The organism is Methylobacterium sp. J-048, assembly GCF_022829515.1.
Classification (GTDB): Bacteria; Pseudomonadota; Alphaproteobacteria; order Rhizobiales; family Beijerinckiaceae; genus Methylobacterium.
The window spans coordinates 1-15,666 of record NZ_JAKSYL010000299.1 but is presented as its reverse complement, the minus strand read 5'-3'; the positions used below and the strand labels follow the sequence as shown (position 1 = coordinate 15,666).

Genomic DNA, 15,666 nt, shown 5'->3' with positions numbered 1-15,666 from the left:
ACTCGGCGGCAAGGTTAAGGGTGCAGCGGGCGATCTGACCGGCGAGAAGCGGACGCAAGACGAGGGCAATGTCACTGAGCTGAAAGGCTCGGCGCAAAACCTGTACGGACAGGCAAAGGACACGCTCAGCGAAGCGGCAGGGCAAACGCGGGAATTCGCCGGCGATGCGTTCGCCAAGGCTCGCGAGCGGTATCCGGACGCGCAGCGTGTGTACCAGCGCGGCAACGAGGCGCTAAGGCCGCACGTGCAGGAGTCACCGCTGGGCCTCGCCATTCTGGCCGGCGCCATCGGCTATCTGTTCGCTTTAGTCATCCACGGCCGTCGATAAAAATCTGCGCGAGGCCGGGCGAGCCGTGATGATATGGCAGCCCGGTCGATGCGGGCTCATTTTAGAAGGAAAGAGAGACCACGTGGCCTTCTATTGAGCTCTTGTTGAGCGTCTGCGACGTCGCTTGGATGCTGCCTTGCTTAGGGCCCGTGACAGGGCTTCGACCGAGTACGGCTTTTGGAGCAGCTCGAAACCGTGCCCGCCTTCCTGGGCTAGGACGTGGCTATAGCCGCTCGTCAGGATGACGGGCAGTCCGGGATAGAGGCGCCGTATTTCGCGGCCGAGTTCAATCCCGGTCATTCCCGGCATCACTACGTCCGAGAAGACGATCTCGTAGGCGTTTGGCTCGTTAGCCAAGGCTAGCAGTGCAGCTTGTCCATTCTCGACCCAGTGCGTGCGATACCCGAGTTCCTTCAGTGTTTGGGTCACGAAGTCGCCGACATCCCGATTGTCTTCGACTACGAGCACGCACAGGTTCCCGCCATCGGCGGTTGCCTCGTCATCACGCTCAATGGCAACCTCGACCGGCGCAGGCACACGAGGCAGATAAAGTGTGAACGTCGTGCCCTGCTCAACCACGCTCTCGACGATTACCTCACCGCCCGACTGCTTTGCAAAGCCGAACACTTGGGAGAGCCCCAACCCGGTCCCCTGACCGACGTCTTTCGTCGTGAAGAACGGCTCGAAGATCCGCTCCAAATCCACAGGTGCGATGCCGATGCCCGTGTCGCTGATCGACACGGCGACAGTGGGCGTCACGACGATTGGATGCGTGCGGACAGCGGGGATTTCCTCGACTGCCTTGACCCTGATCGTGATCTCCCCAGCCCCGTCCATCGCATCACGGGCGTTCACGGCCATGTTGACGAGCGCAGTATCAAATTGGCTCGGATCGGCGTTCACGAAACACGCTTCTTCGTCGAGATGTGTTGCGACCCGTATGCGTGCTCCGGTCAAGGTGCTGACCATCTCGCTCAGCATGCGCACGCTCTGGCCGGCATCAAACACGGTGGGTCGAAGCGCCTGTCGCCGCGCGAACGCCAGTAGTTGGCTGGTCAGCTTGGCCGCGCGATCGACGGTGTCTGAGATCGCCGCGATGTAGCGCGTCCTACGTTCCTCAGCGAGGTTTGGTCGCTTCAACAAGTCGGTCGACGACTTGATCACCGTGAGCAGGTTGTTGAAGTCGTGCGCCACCCCGCCCGTGAGCTGGCCGACTGCCTCCATCTTCTGTGACTGGCGCAGTTGCTCTTCGGTTCGCATCAGCTCGGCCGTTCGGTCGGCCACACGCTGCTCAAGGGTTTCGTTGAGGGTACGCAACTCTGCGGTAGCACGGTCGCGCTCCGCCGCAACGGTGCGCCTCTCCTCAACGTCGATGAGGACGCCGGGAAAGCTCGACGGCGTACCATCCGCGTCGTTGTCGACGCGTCCGTTCGCCTCGATCCAATAGTACCTGCCATCGGTACGCCGCACGCGATATTGATGCGCGTAAGCACCACCTCGCTTGATCGCTTCGTCGATCGCCGCAGCCAGTCCCGTCTGATCGTCGGCATGAACGGTTGCGACGATCTGGGCGAGCGGAATACCCTCTCGTCCGAGCGCTGGGTCAAGCCCGAAGCTGCGTGCGAACCCCTCATCGACGGTGAACCGATCGGTGGTCAAATCCCAATGCCAGGTACCGATGATCGCCCCTGCTGCGAGGGCGAGTTGCACGCGCTGTACGTTCTCGCGGGCGAGCGCCTCACTGGCGCGCAGTCGCTCTTCCGCGACGCGTCGCTCGGTGGTGTCGTTGAAGAAGATCGCGATCTGCCGTTCCGCGGGTTCACCGACGCGGATGGCCCGCACGTCGAACCAGCGCCCGAAAGCCTCGGCGTAGCTCTCGAAGGTTGCTGGCTCACCGGTCCATGCGACGCGTCCGTAGGTCTCGAACCAGAAACGCTCTAGGTTCGGTGCGAATTCGGTGACCCATTTCCCCCGCAGGTTGACCCCGGCCTGGCGCTCGAAGGCTGGATTAGCCTCAAGGAAGCGATAGTCTACCGGACGATCTTCGCCATCAAATTTAACTTCAACGATAGCGAAGGCTGTCTCGACGGTCTGAAGGAGTGTTTCAAACCGATCTCGGGTCTCGCGTAGACGCTTCCCAGCCTCATGCTGGCGTGTGCGATCGCGGACGATCTTGACGTAGCCTTGGTGTGTGCCATCCTCAATGCGCAGGGGCATCAACTCGCCCGACGCCCAGAACTGGGTGCCATCTTTGCGGAGATGCCAGCGTTCATCGCTCGCTCGACCATCGACGACCGCGAGGCGCATCTCTTCGTTGGGACGGCCTTCGGCACGATCAGCAGCTGTGAAGAGACGTTCGGCCGATGCGCCTACGATCTCATCGCATCTCCAACCGAAGATGTTCTCTGCCCCAGCATTCCAGTCCGTGACGACCCCATTCAGGTCGGTGCCGATGATCGCGAAATCGATTGCACTTTCGATGACGTGCTGGAGGTGGTGACGTACAGGCATAGCCCCGTGTAGCTGCTTCTAAGGCGGAAGTTAGGTTACAATGATCGTCTGACGGCAATCGTCATCAGAGCACCTCATTCCAGGCAGGAAGGCGCTAGGCCGTGCGGTCAGGGGCAGACTTCACCGCTACAGCCGCTCTGGCTGGGCGAGCATGATGGCGGCACGGACGGCAGCCCGTCGAAGCTCTGGGCTTGCCCAAGGCTGACGGATCAGCGTGTTGGCGAAAGGGTGATCGGCGACGGCGGCAGCCGGGTCAATGCGATAGCCTTCGCCGAACGAGACGTGACCAGAGGCCGGGTCCGTCATGTATGCGTCCACCACGGCAGCGACATCGTCATCCACGATGTCGAGGGTGGCTAGCAGGTCTAGGGTCATGAGCCGGTTTGCCATGCCGGCGCCATAGCCATTTCACGAACGCCGTGCTCCGAACGAGGTTAATCGGGTGCGCGCGGCTCGATCACGTCTATGCGAGGTGTTGGGTCGGCTGATCGACCTGCTCTCGAACGTTGATGCCACTACGCGATGGCTTACTGCCGAGGCGTAACCCGAGCCACCGCTGTTTGCATCAGCTCGGGCTTGTTGACGATGAGAACCGCGGCGATCTCGGTCAGCGCCTTGTCCTCAACCTCGCTGACGCCCTCATGGTCGGCGACATCGGCAGCGACAAGGAACGCGTCCTGCCGCTGTTCCATTGGCCGGCCGGCAATCGCGGCGACCCGGCGTAGGTTCTCCACCCGGCCTGCGCGGGTCCGTGCCCGGGCGATCGCCTCGTACAGCGCCTCCTCCAGCATCAGGAGGTCGTAGCCCTTCTCGATGATCGGGTTGGCGCGCAGACCGACCAGTGCCGTCTCGAACTCGTCACCTGCCACCTCGCCGTCAGCGACGATGACGTTGGCTGCGGCCGAGATCCCCGCCTGCATCAGCGCTTCGTCACCGGCATAGGCCGTGACGGTCCGGCCGAAGCGGATCAGCAGATCCTTGAGGGCGTTCATCGCGATCCGAGAGGTTGAAAGATGTCAGTCGTCACAAGCTCGCATGGGCAGTTGTGCTGTGGGATCCGCCGAGGCTGACCTGCCGCCGTCCGCTGCCATGCAGGCCATGAGCTGGCGCTGTGTAAGGCCGGCGGGACAAGTCATACAGCACGTTGCCGACAAGCCCGGCGGCCCGGCGCAGGGTCGCTCCCTCACATGTTGCGGCTACGCGCACCCCAATCTCGTGGGTGTGGCTGCGGCCGTACAACCAGACGGCGAGCCGCGCCCGGGTCGCTTCCGGGATACCGTCGAGGAGGAGGCGTGCTGCCTCGGGATCGGCTTTGGCGAGCCGGCCTACGGTCTCCGGTGAGACGGGGCAATCGAGAGCGGGGTCGTCGACACTGAGCAAACGGGTACGGTTCATGACGGCACCTGCAGGCTGATAGCGAGCAACGTGCCGAAATTGTAGGTTAACGAAGGCTTACGTGGATTGGCCAGCTCGGCCCCGCCGCCCGATCGGATCACGGGCTGGCGGAGGGAGGTCGTCTATCTCATCTGCTGCAACTGCATCCGCGACATCGTGCAGAACCACGGGTTGCAGATGGCGGAGGCGGAGTGAGACGGGGAATTCGGCGCCGATGCCAACGAGTGTGCGGAGCCGCACATAAGCATTCTGCTCCGTCCTAGTGGCCGGATCCGTTGCTCATGATCCTAGTTTGCTCGGCGCTTCAGGAGTTTCCTGCCGCACCAATCCCGACAGGAGATTGATATGACCAAGATTGCTTTTGCCACCGCGCTCATCACGGTTCTGGCCACCCCTGCATTCGCTCAGGCTGTCGTCGAGACGCCGACCAGCACCACCGTCGTAGTTCCGCCCGGCTCACCCGGTGTCGTCACGCGCCAGCCCGGCTCGACCGGCGATGCTCCGGCTGCAACTTACTCCCCGACCGGTCGTGCGGCCGACGGCATCGCCACGGACTCGGCAGCTGCTGGCAACGAAGGCCAGCCCTCCCGCTTGGGTTCGACTGGTAGCGGTGGTGGGAAGTGATCCCATAGTCACAGCCTTGGAACGCACCTTGCACCAGCAGGTGTCAGTTCGTTCCTGAGACCACGAACCTACCTAGCCCCGCCGGCCGCGCCGCGCGGGGCTTTTTCGTTTCAGGGGTCGCGGGTTCTGGGGGAGGGGCGGGCGCATCCAGTGAGCCTTTGTTAAGGCCTTCCCGGCATGCACGTTGTTGTGGCGCTCGGCTTTTGAGGGTGTGAGCATCGCCAACCTTTGCCCGCCTGGTTCGCCGGCGCGGGCTTTTTCGTGGCCTGGGCTTTGCCAAGGGGCTCCAGCTCGTCGTGGAGACCGCGAGCCAACTTGCGGCGCGCTCCTGACGGGGTGCGCCGCACCTTCCGCGACATCGTGTAGAACCACGCGCGGCAGATGGCGAAGGCGATTTCGGAACAACGGATTATTCGGTAGTCCGTACCGTTCACAACGAGCCAAGAACTGATCACTCTTGAGTGAACGCTTATCGTTTGATCGGCAACCGTCCGACTAGTGCTCCACTCGCACTCCGAATAACTAAAGTCCACGATCTAGCGGAGTCGCCGACATCTAATTCATCAGCCATTTCGTCGATTACAATGCGTGCTTCTTCAATAGCCTGCTCAAAACTGACAGCTTCGACACCTTCCCCGTCGTGAATCGTCTCGCGATCATTTTCGATGTCGAAGTAGAATCGCTCGGTCAATTAGGCCTCCCGATCGTTACGACCCCCGGAAGGGCTTCTTGAGGCAAACTACGTAGTTCAAGGCATGCGAAAGCATTCAGAAACACTGGGAAACCTTTATAATTCTGGAATTGGAAATGAATCTGCGAGTGGCAATTTTGTCGAGACTTGTACGCGGCGATCGATTACAGATGTCGACGACCGCCCTCCGAACAAAGGCCTTAAGGCCTGCCAAGATGGCGCTCCTTGATGGGGGCATAAGCCATGATGACATGTGATAAACCAGAAGTCGCAAGTTTCACCGGCAGCACAGCGGAAGACAAACAGAAGTTGCGCGCCCACATCAGGCGTATTCTTCTAAGCATCCGCAAGCCCTCCCTACCCGAGAAGCCTCCTGTTCGAAGCGGTTCCTAAACTACTTATTTTGGTGGATTGGTCGCAATTATTCCCGGACCTGACGTCATCTTTTGGCGTAGCGAGTGCGAAAGATGGGCGGCCGATGAGGGGGCCAGCGCCTCCCAGCGGCAGCGATTTACCTGTCGTACCCTCACTCACCCAATAGGTCGGCGCGGACTATTTCGAGCTAGCAGCCAGATCGGCAGGACGCAGACCGGACCAGGATATCGCTGTCGCCGATCGTCATGACGCTGATGAGCTGCGCCCCTCGCTTCCAGAGCATGGAGCAAGCCGCCGATCCGACCGGCGAGCAGTTCTCAGCTTCAGGATAGATCTCGCAGGTGCTTTCCCGGCGGTCGCATGCCCTGACTGATACAGGCGCCGGCTGCCAGCCTGATGTCAGGAGCGTGGCCCGCGCATCCGGGTAGAGGGTGTTGGGCGCGAACCGCGGTAGCTGCTCGGCCGCCTCCGTCCCACCGGCAGCGACGACGAAGGCGAGGGCGGCGAGGGCTGTGCGCATGGCGGGATGCTAGCATCTAGCGAGAGTGTGTCGAGGTACAGCACAACCCGAAGAAGAACTTTTAACTACGTCCGCATCCATCTAATCCACACATCGGGCAGCCTTTAGGTCGAAAGCTTGCGTCGTGGTTAACCGACGAGTAATACAGAAAACGGCCGGGCTTGAGTGCCCGGCCGTTGCAACCACCGGATCAACGGCGGCTTTAGTTCTCACACGCTTTTTGTTGCACGGGGGCGGTGCCCGCGTCAACCCGCCTAGACCGGTATATCAGACGAGATCGATATGCCGAACGAAGTGTACTTTTTAGAGATCATCGCCAAAAACGACTTGGAGGACACTGGCAACTTGAAAGCGCGGGTAATTTCTCAGGTGAAGTGCTGGTGCAAGCCGGGATTTCACGCCAAGCGCCTGCTCAAGTTCGTCCTGGTCACTCCGGAAACCCTTGACCAGCTTTTTGACCGGTTAGCGCCGATGTTGGAGAGCCTTAAGGACTCAGGCAGCATCGAGCGGTTCGTGTTGCACCCTGCCCCGTCTGCTGTTGTCACTGACCACGGTAAGATTGACGCGCTTGCTCACTATCTCCGGGCTGGGCAGGTAGAAGCCGCCGAGCGGAACAAGTCTCAGCGCTTGCGTCACCTTGAGGGGCGGCAGCGCCGGGTCTGAGTCCCGATACCAGACCTCATAAGCTGCACAGTCGTCCAGGTGCCGATCAAACCGCGCGGTGTGCGGGAGGCGCCTGAGCAGCCTGACGACGTTTAGCGCGAATGACATGTCATCGCCTCACGTTCCTCCGGTTTCTGGTAACGATGCAGGCTTTATGCCCTATCGACTAGCGCGTCCAATCCGTACCGGTGAGAGGTCGAATGCCGCCGTCGTTGATACGGTCATTGCGACCTCTATTCTTTCCGCAGCCGCACCCCCCGGTCCCTCGCCGTTCTCCTCAATGAAGATGACGCCGGCGGCTTCGAGGGCGGCTTCAACCCTCCGGCGATGGCTCGGCAGCTGCAGCACCAACTTCGAGGGCGGGGCCGGTATCAAGGGTACCTTCGCTGGTCAGCGCGCTGGCCCAGGCGCTTGCGATGAGGCGAACCTGTTCGATGGCCTCGGCACGTGTGAATGGCTCATCGCCTTCGTCGACACTACCATCTGACCAAGCGACGAACCCGGTGCGTCGGCCATTGGCATCCTCGACGCAAGCCGCGTCGTCAAGGATGCAGATGCGGAGTGGGAGCGTGAGACCGAGCGTAGGCATGTAGACGACATAGAGCGCTCGAGTTCGGCTTCGACCGTCACGCCTTTTGAACCTTTTCTAGAGGGCGCCAGATGGCGTCATTTGAGCATCATGACGGCGCCGATAGCTACGAGCCCAGCCGCCACAACCAATAATGGAGCATTCTCGACTCCGAGCTGGTCCAGCACGTTCGAGGAAACCGCAGCCACGATGAAGACGCCTAAGCCCGTCGTGATCGGCGACTTCACCTCAGCTGCCCTATCGGCCCTGACTGTTGTGCTGGCTCATCACATTGCGTCCCACATCCAGGCCGCTCCCATCATCGCCAGGCCACCGCACAGCAATGCTACCACGATGTAGCGATGCAGGCGGTCGTACAGAGGGGTCGGCATTGAAGGAGGCCCGCAGAAGCGCATCCATCGTTGCCCATAGACCGGGATCGGTCGCTAGCGGCAAAAGTTAAGGTTTCGTCAATTCAGAATTTGCGTGATCTCCAGGCCACAGGAGCCAAAGATCAGCCGATGCCGCGACCCGTCAGTCCACCGAGGACCAAGACGGTGACAATCGCGATCGCTACTACCGCAGCAATGAGGATGGCTCGCATCTGGCCACTCCGTGCTTGCCAACGGACATCAGCCTCGTGCGAGGCCGCCTTTGGTAATCAAGTGCTCAGCAAGGGTATCAGTTCGCGCTTTCTGGATCCTCGTAGTGTCGCACGTAGCGCTGGCTGGCGAGCATAGGTCAGACCGATTGGCTTGGGGTGAGATAGAGGCCGTGGTCCCGCACGTCGCGTAGGATCTCCTCGGCGTTGCCCATCGCAGTGATGCCGGAGCTACCGATCATCTCCTCGACATCAAGCTTGTCCAAACGCCGCCACAGCTGCGGGCTGCCAGGCAGGTTCGCTCCGTCACGGTCTGCGGTGGCCGCCAGCCGCGAACCGTCGACCTCGGCGAAGGTGTAGATGTGCTTCACGGCCTACATACTCCGCATGTGGGTGGGCTATTTCAGGTAGCCCGTCGCCCTCAGGTGCTCGGTGGTACGGCCTGCTCGCTCCAATGCCTACCCCTTCCGCTCCCGGAACCGGACCCCGGCCCCGCCGCCGTTCTCGGGGATGAACTCTAGGCCGGCGGTCATGCTTCACCTCGACGCTTCCGCACACGGATGTTGGCCGGCGGGTCTCGTCGCAGCCGAACACCAGGCAGGCCGCCATTCTCCGGCAGGAACATTGCCCCTTCGCGCTCCAGCGCCTTTTGAAGGCCGTCGAGCGTCATCGAGTTCGCACTGAGCGGGCCGTCCAACCGCTCCAGCCTCTTAATCGTCTCGGACGACACGCCGGACAGTTCGGCCAGTTCGCCCTGCTCCATCTTCAGCATCGCGCGCGCGGCGCGCAGCTGCTCTCCCGTCAGCATCTTACACCTATCATGCAAAAAGATGCGCGTTGAGTGTTGACGCGCTATCGGGATGGGATTACACGATAAGGGTAAGCAGTGACCCGCGCAAGGCATATCGGATGTCCCACCGCACCGTCTCTTGGAACACCCTTTCCCGCAGCCTGCACGACAGCCGCCCGGCTATCGCCCCCGGCCTGCTCTCCGCCAAAGCCCGCATCGACATGACGGTGCGCACCACCCGCCGGCCCTTGTTCGCCGCTGGCCAGTTCGACCGCGGTGCCATCATGTCGGCCGCCGCCTCCGCCGCCCGCGCCCATCAGGAGCGGTTCGGCGGCACCTGGGGCGAGGCCATGTCCGTCTGCCTCACCGCCGCGTGGCGCGCCGCCAAGATGGCCCGCCACATGGCCGCGCACTGAGACTGCCGCCATGACCGCCCGCATCAACCGCCGCGCCCTCGCCGCCGGCCTCCTCGCCGCCACGGCAGCCCCCGCATTCACCTCTGTCCCGGACCTTCGTGGCGCTGGAGCCGCTTCAGAGCCAGCCCTCCGCGGCGACGACACCGCCCGGCTCCCCGACCACGCAGCGCTCTGGACGCGCATGCCCCTGCCGTTCACCCCGGCGCAGGCCTGGCACCTTCTGTCGCCTGCCACTCAGGCCGAGATCGGCGCCGCCGTGCTGGGCATGGCCCTCGCCGACTACGTGTCCGGCGACATGCATGACGAGGCCGACCACTTCCACGACGACGCCCTGCGCGGCGACTGCATGGACGTGCGGGACAGCCTGCTGAACCGGATCAGCGACCGTCTCTGGTCCCTGTTCCCCGACCTCTACGGCCCCGATGGCGATCACCCCGCCTGGGCCCTGAATTCAGGCATGGCGCCGCCCGCCGCCTGATCTGACGCGCCCCACCGCGGGGCGCCCCCTTTCACCACCGAGCCGACCCACCCGAGCCCTCTGGAGCCCGAACGATGACGCACGTACTGACCTTCCCCGCCTACACCCTGGCCGAGCTGCGCGACCGCCTCGCCGACGCCGAGAACGCACCGGCCTACCAGCAGGGCGTCGTCCACGCGATGGAGCGGGTCCGCACCCTGCGCGTCGAGATCGAGCACCGCGAGGCCGCCGTCTTCGACGATCTGCGCGCCGACCTCGATGCCCTGATTACCGAGACCGTCACCGCCCCCGCGATGGTGCCGCAGCAGGCTCAGCAGCAGCAGGGCCGCGCTCGCGCCATCCCGGATTTCAGCCAGCCCGTCCGAGCCCGCAGCACCAGCGCCCGCACCGGCCGCCGCCAGATCCCACTGGATCGCCGCTACCGCACCCTGCCTGACGAGACCCAGCCGGGCGCGATCGAGGCGTGGGAAGCCGTGACGCCGGTCCGCCCCGACACCGCCCACAGCCGGTCCCTTCGCTTCCTCGACACCGCCGGCGAGCTGCTGGCTGCTGCCTTCATCATCGGTGGCGGCATGGTCCTGACCGGCCTCGCCACCCTGCTCTGACCCGACCCGCACCCGAGCGGGCCGGCTGCCCGCGCACCTCAAGTCTCGAGGATCCCGCGATGTCCCTCCGTAGCTCCCTCAAGAGCCTAATCCGCCGCGATGCCGAGCGCCCGAGCCTTCGGGAGCGCGCTGCCGAGTTGCGGGCCAGCATCCCCGCGTCCAAGCCCCAGGCCGAGCCCTCGGCGCCCGAACCGACGCATGCCGACCAGGTCGCGCAGGCCGGTCTCACCGGCGGCGTGCTGGCTGTCAGCGGCATCGACCACCGCGACGGTACGGTCTCCTATGCCGACGCTACCGGGAAGGTCTCGCGCCGGCCCATGGCGCAGTGGGTCGGCTTCAACGCGATGCAGATGCACAGCCATGTGCAGGGCGAGATCGGCCGCCGGCGCGTCCTTGAAGCCAACCACCTCCCCGGTGACGAGCATGAGGCCTGGGAAGCCCGGGTCCGGCGGGAGCTGCGGGCAGACGCCATAGCCGCCCTGACGCTCCACCCTGAGCGCGCCTTCAAGGCCGAGCAGGACCGCCGGAGCGGCGCTGAGCCTATGACGGCGCAGGGCCGTGCCGAGACGGACGCCATGCTGCTGGCCCTTGCTCCCGAATGGGAGGCGGCACGCGATATTTATGCTCAAGCCATTCAGCGGCAGATCACGGTCTCAGACGCTGCTGGCGATCGCCCTGGGCCCGCGCCGGCCGGCTCTGGGCCGGATTGGCAGGCCTGGTTTGAGCGCTGTCAGGCGTGGCGCGAGCGGACCGGCGTCGAGGCCGCAGAGGCTGCATCGGCCGAAGCGCTCGACGAGCTGTGCGAGATCGAGGACCGGATCTGCGAACTGCCGGCGGCGTCCCTAGCTGGCCTGCGCCTCAAAGCTCGGGTCGCTCAGCGCAACGAGGATATCGACTGGCCGGAGAAGCTAGGCGACGGATTGATCCGGGACCTGTTCGCCTTCACCGGGCCGGCCGCCGTCGATTGGCACAACCCGCCGCCCGGTTTCATGGCCTCGCCCGCAATCGAGCCCATGAACTTCGCCCGCATCCCGCAGGGTCTGGGCATCGAGCTCCAACGCCTGCGCGACATCGCTTGGGCTGAATACCATCGGCGGACCGCTGGTCTGCGCGAGGGCATCGGCGAAGACGAGGCCCGCGCCAGAAAGGCCGAGATCCGAGCCGCCCTGTTCCTGCCGGCGCTGACGGCCGCAGTCGACCTCGGCAGCGTGGAAGCGCAGGTCCTGACTGCGCTCGGCCGGCAGAACGGCCCCGACCCGGTGTTCGCGCTGATCGAGGAGCACCGCGCCGCCTACGCCGAATGGGATCGGCTCTCGGACGTCTGGAACGAGATGCTGGATAGCGACCCCGAGTATGCCGAGGCGATGGCGGCGTCAGACGAGCCGTCCCGGCGCGAAATCGCCGCCTATGAGGCGCTGCTTGCCGTCCGCCCCACGACCCTGCCCGGTGTGGCGGCTCTCGCTGAGTATCTGGTCGGGGCAATCTTCCGCGCAAGCCCAGACATCCGACCTTCGGATGGCGAGCGCGGCCTGACCGTCATCGCCGACGCCCTGCGCACAGTTCTGGCGACCCGGGAGGAGCGATCTCGGCGCGAGGCCAGCCTTGTCGGCATGCTCGACTTCGCGTCCGCCTCGCTGGATGACCTGCAGGCAATTCGGGGCGTGGCGGATGCGGTTGGCGGCGTGGCTTACGCCTACACCTGGGGGCCACGGTGCGGAACGCGCACAGGGCGCTACGGGGCGACGGAGCCCAACGAACTCGGCAAGCTGATCCATTGGCTCGGCGACGCTCTGACCGAGATCGAGAGCGCGGCCGAACTGGAAGCCTCACGCCGAGTACCCAGCACCTGTGCCGACCGCGAGACGCGACTGTCGATGTGCGCCGTCACGACCATCGACAGCGGCGACCCGGCCGCGATCGAGGCTTTCGCCCACGAGCTGGTGGCCCACGCCGAGGCCGAGCGGGCAGGGCGCTGATAGGCGCCCGCCACCTCTTCCGTAGCCGTGCGTACCGCCCCGGCCGGACCCCGCCGGGCTCCCCCCTTCACATTCTGAGACCTGACCCATGGGCGACGTGCTCACTTTCACCCCGCGTCCGAGTCCGGCCGCTCCGGAGACCCTAGAGCCGCTCGCCGGGCCCGCACTTCGTGCCAGCCTGGAGGAGGCCGCCCAGGTCGCCCTCGACGCCGCCGACCGCATCATCGCCGTGCTCGACTGCATGGACGGTGACGCCGACCTGGAGGACGGCGGGGACGCCGAGCCATCGCTGGCGGCGCCCGAGAACCACCACGGCGCGCAGGTCACGTGGTTGCGTGGGAATGACGCCGACCGCGAGGCCGAAGCGCCCGAGACCGTGCTGCCGGAGGTGGCGACGGTGATCGAGATGGAGCCTCTGCGCTGGGGCGGGCGCGGGAATGTCCTCGCCGCAGCCGGCACGTTCCTCGTTGATATATTGGAGCGGGCGTAAGAACAGCCAGGACCCCTACCCGGACTTCCAGGTGATCAGTCCTTTGGGGCCTCGCTTGGCTGCGTGATCTGCACTGTCTGATCGGCCCGCTGGCGATCATCAAGCGTGGTTTTGTTAAAGCAGCCGATCTGCTGACGCTCCAGCGGTGTCGAGGCTAAAACGCTAGCCAGATCCGGCAGGTCTGCCACGTCATCCGCGCGTGGCGTAGCGACTGTCAAAGCCAGCAAGACAAGTATCAGGATGAAGCGTATCGGAAGCCCCTCCGCGAACCCCCGGAGGAATAGGTATTGGGCTTTGAGTGGCGTCGCTTCACTCGTTTGGGGTATCCGATGCCTCTAGACGACCAATATTCGGCTTGTGGCTGGCGAAAACAGGTCCTTGAAAGTGGGCATGCTTTATCGAAACAGTGAGAGGCTAGCACCGATCAGGCAGAGGCCAAGCACGATCAGACAGCCGCCGACGCCTTCCAACAGCGCTTGTTGGTGGAGGCGTTTTGGGGCAATGCTAGCGAGTACACATCCTGAAACAAGACAGATTAAGCTCAATATGAGCACCGAAATCAATCCCCATATAGTAAACGGGTATTGATCGGCTAAAAGCGTTCCACGTCCGCTAGTTAATAATGAACACGGTTGAACTGACTATCTATTTCATCGCGATGAGATCGTCGCTTTGCGCTCGTCAGCGAGAGACCGAGTTCGTGATCGTGCGGACTGTCCAGCCTGCGGCGGGCAAGCCCACGACATAGAGGCACAGCGAGGAGAGCGTCCGGCTAAACATGCGCTGGATCCTTCGCCCGCGGTTTTGCCGGGAAGTAGGGATCGTAGAACGCGGGGGGCTGCGTCGCTGTCACGGCCTTCGAGGCGACCCTGACGCCAGGGAAGTGCGGGTCGAACAGGTCGCCCTTGTGATCGGTCGAGCGGTCAGCCCGATCGCCTGCCTTCTTTGTTGCCGTCTGCATCGCCGCGCCGCTTGATCTCACCGCGACTATGCTACTGGATCCGAATGAAGGCGCCGTTGCTGCGAAGCGGAACGGTTGAGCAGGCGCGTTGTAGGGTTGGGAACTGTATTGCTCCCTTAATTAGCGTTAGTCGGCTTGCTGCAAGCCGATAAGATGGGGGTCGTTGCGCAGGCGCTACTCTCGAACGGGCTTTGGCTCCGGCTTAGCCGTTCGCATGAGGCTCTGGATCCCCCGCGGAGGACGGCCTGCCTTTTCGGCGATCTCAGCCTCCTGCTGCTCGATGAGATCGCGGGCCGGTTGATCGCCATCCAGGCCACCGAGGATCTCCATCGGCACGCGCCGGTTCGAGGCGCGGCTACCATCCTCGAACACGACGTCGAACAGGATGGAGCCGCGGTCTTGCGGGAGCTGTCGTGCGCGTTTGGCCATGCCGGGCTGATACGCCCGTAAGCTCGGCTACACCAGAACGCAGACAGCCGTCTCACTTGCTGGTCAGGGCCTGCAGATCGTCGCGCTTCATGAGCAGGTCGCCGAGGTGGCGCCGATAGAGCTCGATGCTCGCGCGTTCGCGCCTCGCCCCTTCTGCGGACAGGTCCGGGTCTTCGAGTGCGCGCAACGAGGACCGGACGCTCTCCTCCAGGGTGGCGATCTCGCGCTTAACCCTCTCAAGCTCGGTCACGGCAGCTCCTCAATGTGGTCAACCGGACGAGGCCAGACGGACCCATTCGAGGTGACTGGCTTTGGTCGCTCGGCTGTGGAGGTCGGCGCCATACCGGACGAACACGAAGAACCTGTCGAACGATGTGACGATGCCCAGTTCGGGCTCCACCTCCGGGCGGTCGCGATAAGCGACCCTGCGACCGATGTCCGATGGGGTCGGCGCGATCATGCTCAGTGAGACCCTTTGTGCCTCACCGAGAATGCGCCAGCTGCCGGCTCGGGTCCCAACGTTGACTTAACCGTGCCGCCCAACCGACATGCGCAGCCTGGCCCGATCCGCCCAAAGATACACGGCAGGCTTCACGGACCCAGGCCGCCCCCGTTTTTTCGCACGGGCCGCGCTGAAGTGGGACGCTCGACTTGCGATCGAGCCTCGACCCGATGCGTCATCCGTCCCACGCCGAGCCGGGCGTGTAGCTTTGCCGTCACGCTGGCCATGGCCAGCAGCCCAAACGCCAAAGCGAAAACCGACAGGGTATCCTTGATTGCGTCGTCGTACTGCCGTCCGGCGTGGATGATCAGCCAGCCCACTCCAATGAACACGGCTGCGCAGATCAGCGGGATCGTCAGATCGGGCATCGGGCCATTAACGACCTAAACCGCGGCTCAGTTCGGCGGATGCGACCCAGTTGCTCCGAGGCCGCACTCGTCCCCTTACCGTTGACTTAACCGTGCCGTCCGGCCGACATGCCATGTCCGGCTGGCGCTCGCTGTGTGCGAGTCGCAGGCACCATCAGGAGCCACAGCCGCCGCCAGTAGACCCCTGACAAACCAACGGGCCCCACGTCGCCAAACGAGGGGCACGTCGAAAATCTTAGTGGCCTGTGGGGGACGGATTCCAATCCCCACAAGCCACGAGACGCCCCCAGGCGTCAAGCGGGAACGCCAATTCCCGCGACGATGAGGCTTTGCCTTGTGGACCGGACGCCTCTGCGGCGGCCCGGAACGACCTGT

Annotated in this window: 20 protein-coding genes; 8 read left to right on the top strand and 12 right to left on the bottom strand. The window is 63.8% G+C overall.

Translation table 11 applies throughout. The features are described from left to right. Positions 1-328, top strand: a 328-nt coding sequence (locus MKL09_RS31430; protein ID WP_244025869.1) for a CsbD family protein, incomplete at its 5' end; no start/stop codon positions are given. A 90-nt stretch (positions 329-418) separates the two neighbouring features. Here the strand turns inward: MKL09_RS31430 and MKL09_RS31425 are convergent. The 3 genes from MKL09_RS31425 to MKL09_RS31415 all read right to left on the bottom strand — a co-directional run bounded on the left by MKL09_RS31425 (position 419) and on the right by MKL09_RS31415 (position 3,831). Beyond that, positions 419-2,839, bottom strand: a complete 2,421-nt coding sequence (locus MKL09_RS31425) for a PAS domain S-box protein (RefSeq protein ID WP_244025868.1) — start codon at positions 2,837-2,839, stop codon at positions 419-421. A 126-nt stretch (positions 2,840-2,965) separates the two neighbouring features. Beyond that, on the bottom strand, positions 2,966-3,214 hold the full coding sequence (locus tag MKL09_RS31420) for a hypothetical protein (RefSeq protein ID WP_243947355.1): 249 nt from the start codon (positions 3,212-3,214) through the stop codon (positions 2,966-2,968). A 152-nt stretch (positions 3,215-3,366) separates the two neighbouring features. Then, the gene (locus tag MKL09_RS31415; RefSeq protein ID WP_244025867.1) at positions 3,367-3,831 is read right to left on the bottom strand and encodes a tellurite resistance TerB family protein; all 465 of its coding nucleotides are present in this window, start codon (positions 3,829-3,831) and stop codon (positions 3,367-3,369) included. Positions 3,832-4,579: 748 nt separating this feature from the next. Here MKL09_RS31415 and MKL09_RS31410 point away from each other — a divergent pair. After that, the gene (locus MKL09_RS31410; protein WP_244025866.1) at positions 4,580-4,858 is read left to right on the top strand and encodes a hypothetical protein; all 279 of its coding nucleotides are present in this window, start codon (positions 4,580-4,582) and stop codon (positions 4,856-4,858) included. 469 nt (positions 4,859-5,327) lie between these two features. On the opposite strand, the gene MKL09_RS31405 is transcribed toward MKL09_RS31410, so the two are convergent. Further along, complete coding sequence (locus tag MKL09_RS31405; protein ID WP_243945136.1) at positions 5,328-5,549, bottom strand: DUF6894 family protein; 222 nt, start codon at positions 5,547-5,549, stop codon at positions 5,328-5,330. A gap of 1,177 nt (positions 5,550-6,726) precedes the next feature. Between MKL09_RS31405 and MKL09_RS31400 the strand changes: the two genes are divergently transcribed. Further along, the gene (locus MKL09_RS31400) at positions 6,727-7,107 is read left to right on the top strand and encodes a hypothetical protein (RefSeq protein WP_244025865.1); all 381 of its coding nucleotides are present in this window, start codon (positions 6,727-6,729) and stop codon (positions 7,105-7,107) included. A gap of 666 nt (positions 7,108-7,773) precedes the next feature. On the opposite strand, the gene MKL09_RS31395 is transcribed toward MKL09_RS31400, so the two are convergent. The 3 genes from MKL09_RS31395 to MKL09_RS31385 form a co-directional block, all read right to left on the bottom strand. Continuing rightward, positions 7,774-7,923, bottom strand: a complete 150-nt coding sequence (locus MKL09_RS31395) for a hypothetical protein (RefSeq protein ID WP_244025864.1) — start codon at positions 7,921-7,923, stop codon at positions 7,774-7,776. A 493-nt stretch (positions 7,924-8,416) separates the two neighbouring features. Further along, the gene (locus tag MKL09_RS31390) at positions 8,417-8,647 is read right to left on the bottom strand and encodes a hypothetical protein (protein WP_243945139.1); all 231 of its coding nucleotides are present in this window, start codon (positions 8,645-8,647) and stop codon (positions 8,417-8,419) included. Positions 8,648-8,805: 158 nt separating this feature from the next. Continuing rightward, entirely contained in the window at positions 8,806-9,084 is a 279-nt protein-coding gene (locus MKL09_RS31385) for a helix-turn-helix domain-containing protein (RefSeq protein ID WP_244025863.1), read from the bottom strand. A 101-nt stretch (positions 9,085-9,185) separates the two neighbouring features. Here MKL09_RS31385 and MKL09_RS31380 point away from each other — a divergent pair, with 101 nt between their 5' ends. The 5 genes from MKL09_RS31380 to MKL09_RS31360 all read left to right on the top strand — a co-directional run bounded on the left by MKL09_RS31380 (position 9,186) and on the right by MKL09_RS31360 (position 13,031). Then, complete coding sequence (locus MKL09_RS31380; RefSeq protein ID WP_244025862.1) at positions 9,186-9,482, top strand: hypothetical protein; 297 nt, start codon at positions 9,186-9,188, stop codon at positions 9,480-9,482. Positions 9,483-9,492: 10 nt separating this feature from the next. Next, complete coding sequence (locus tag MKL09_RS31375) at positions 9,493-9,960, top strand: hypothetical protein (protein WP_244025861.1); 468 nt, start codon at positions 9,493-9,495, stop codon at positions 9,958-9,960. A 74-nt stretch (positions 9,961-10,034) separates the two neighbouring features. Further along, a complete protein-coding gene (locus tag MKL09_RS31370) occupies positions 10,035-10,565 on the top strand; it encodes a hypothetical protein (RefSeq protein WP_244025860.1) in 531 nt (176 codons plus the stop codon). Between the two features lie 59 nt (positions 10,566-10,624). Then, positions 10,625-12,541: a hypothetical protein gene (locus MKL09_RS31365; RefSeq protein ID WP_244025859.1), complete on the top strand. Its 1,917-nt coding sequence runs from the start codon at positions 10,625-10,627 to the stop codon at positions 12,539-12,541. Positions 12,542-12,629: 88 nt separating this feature from the next. Beyond that, the gene (locus tag MKL09_RS31360; protein ID WP_244025858.1) at positions 12,630-13,031 is read left to right on the top strand and encodes a hypothetical protein; all 402 of its coding nucleotides are present in this window, start codon (positions 12,630-12,632) and stop codon (positions 13,029-13,031) included. Positions 13,032-13,066: 35 nt separating this feature from the next. Here MKL09_RS31360 and MKL09_RS31355 read toward each other — a convergent pair whose 3' ends face one another. The 5 genes from MKL09_RS31355 to MKL09_RS31335 all read right to left on the bottom strand — a co-directional run bounded on the left by MKL09_RS31355 (position 13,067) and on the right by MKL09_RS31335 (position 15,291). Beyond that, entirely contained in the window at positions 13,067-13,219 is a 153-nt protein-coding gene (locus tag MKL09_RS31355; protein ID WP_244025857.1) for a hypothetical protein, read from the bottom strand. A 947-nt stretch (positions 13,220-14,166) separates the two neighbouring features. Then, on the bottom strand, positions 14,167-14,421 hold the full coding sequence (locus MKL09_RS31350; protein WP_244025856.1) for a hypothetical protein: 255 nt from the start codon (positions 14,419-14,421) through the stop codon (positions 14,167-14,169). A gap of 52 nt (positions 14,422-14,473) precedes the next feature. Next, a complete protein-coding gene (locus MKL09_RS31345) occupies positions 14,474-14,671 on the bottom strand; it encodes a hypothetical protein (protein WP_244025855.1) in 198 nt (65 codons plus the stop codon). A gap of 18 nt (positions 14,672-14,689) precedes the next feature. Then, positions 14,690-14,881, bottom strand: coding sequence for a hypothetical protein (locus MKL09_RS31340; protein ID WP_244025854.1), 192 nt, complete (start codon positions 14,879-14,881; stop codon positions 14,690-14,692). Positions 14,882-15,012: 131 nt separating this feature from the next. Continuing rightward, on the bottom strand, positions 15,013-15,291 hold the full coding sequence (locus tag MKL09_RS31335; RefSeq protein WP_244025853.1) for a hypothetical protein: 279 nt from the start codon (positions 15,289-15,291) through the stop codon (positions 15,013-15,015). Positions 15,292-15,666: the final 375 nt, after the last annotated feature.

Bases quoted from the DNA above. Each gene is read 5' to 3' on its own strand.
- MKL09_RS31370 (WP_244025860.1), top strand. From the start codon at position 10,035: ATGACGCACGTACTGACCTTCCCCGCCTACACCCTGGCCGAGCTGCGC.
- MKL09_RS31385 (WP_244025863.1), bottom strand. From the start codon at position 9,084: ATGCTGACGGGAGAGCAGCTGCGCGCCGCGCGCGCGATGCTGAAGATG.
- MKL09_RS31380 (WP_244025862.1), top strand. From the start codon at position 9,186: ATGTCCCACCGCACCGTCTCTTGGAACACCCTTTCCCGCAGCCTGCAC.
- MKL09_RS31335 (WP_244025853.1), bottom strand. From the start codon at position 15,291: ATGCCCGATCTGACGATCCCGCTGATCTGCGCAGCCGTGTTCATTGGA.
- MKL09_RS31420 (WP_243947355.1), bottom strand. From the start codon at position 3,214: ATGACCCTAGACCTGCTAGCCACCCTCGACATCGTGGATGACGATGTC.
- MKL09_RS31415 (WP_244025867.1), bottom strand. From the start codon at position 3,831: ATGAACGCCCTCAAGGATCTGCTGATCCGCTTCGGCCGGACCGTCACG.
- MKL09_RS31340 (WP_244025854.1), bottom strand. From the start codon at position 14,881: ATGATCGCGCCGACCCCATCGGACATCGGTCGCAGGGTCGCTTATCGC.
- MKL09_RS31425 (WP_244025868.1), bottom strand. From the start codon at position 2,839: ATGCCTGTACGTCACCACCTCCAGCACGTCATCGAAAGTGCAATCGAT.
- MKL09_RS31365 (WP_244025859.1), top strand. From the start codon at position 10,625: ATGTCCCTCCGTAGCTCCCTCAAGAGCCTAATCCGCCGCGATGCCGAG.
- MKL09_RS31375 (WP_244025861.1), top strand. From the start codon at position 9,493: ATGACCGCCCGCATCAACCGCCGCGCCCTCGCCGCCGGCCTCCTCGCC.
- MKL09_RS31400 (WP_244025865.1), top strand. From the start codon at position 6,727: ATGCCGAACGAAGTGTACTTTTTAGAGATCATCGCCAAAAACGACTTG.
- MKL09_RS31360 (WP_244025858.1), top strand. From the start codon at position 12,630: ATGGGCGACGTGCTCACTTTCACCCCGCGTCCGAGTCCGGCCGCTCCG.
- MKL09_RS31410 (WP_244025866.1), top strand. From the start codon at position 4,580: ATGACCAAGATTGCTTTTGCCACCGCGCTCATCACGGTTCTGGCCACC.
- MKL09_RS31350 (WP_244025856.1), bottom strand. From the start codon at position 14,421: ATGGCCAAACGCGCACGACAGCTCCCGCAAGACCGCGGCTCCATCCTG.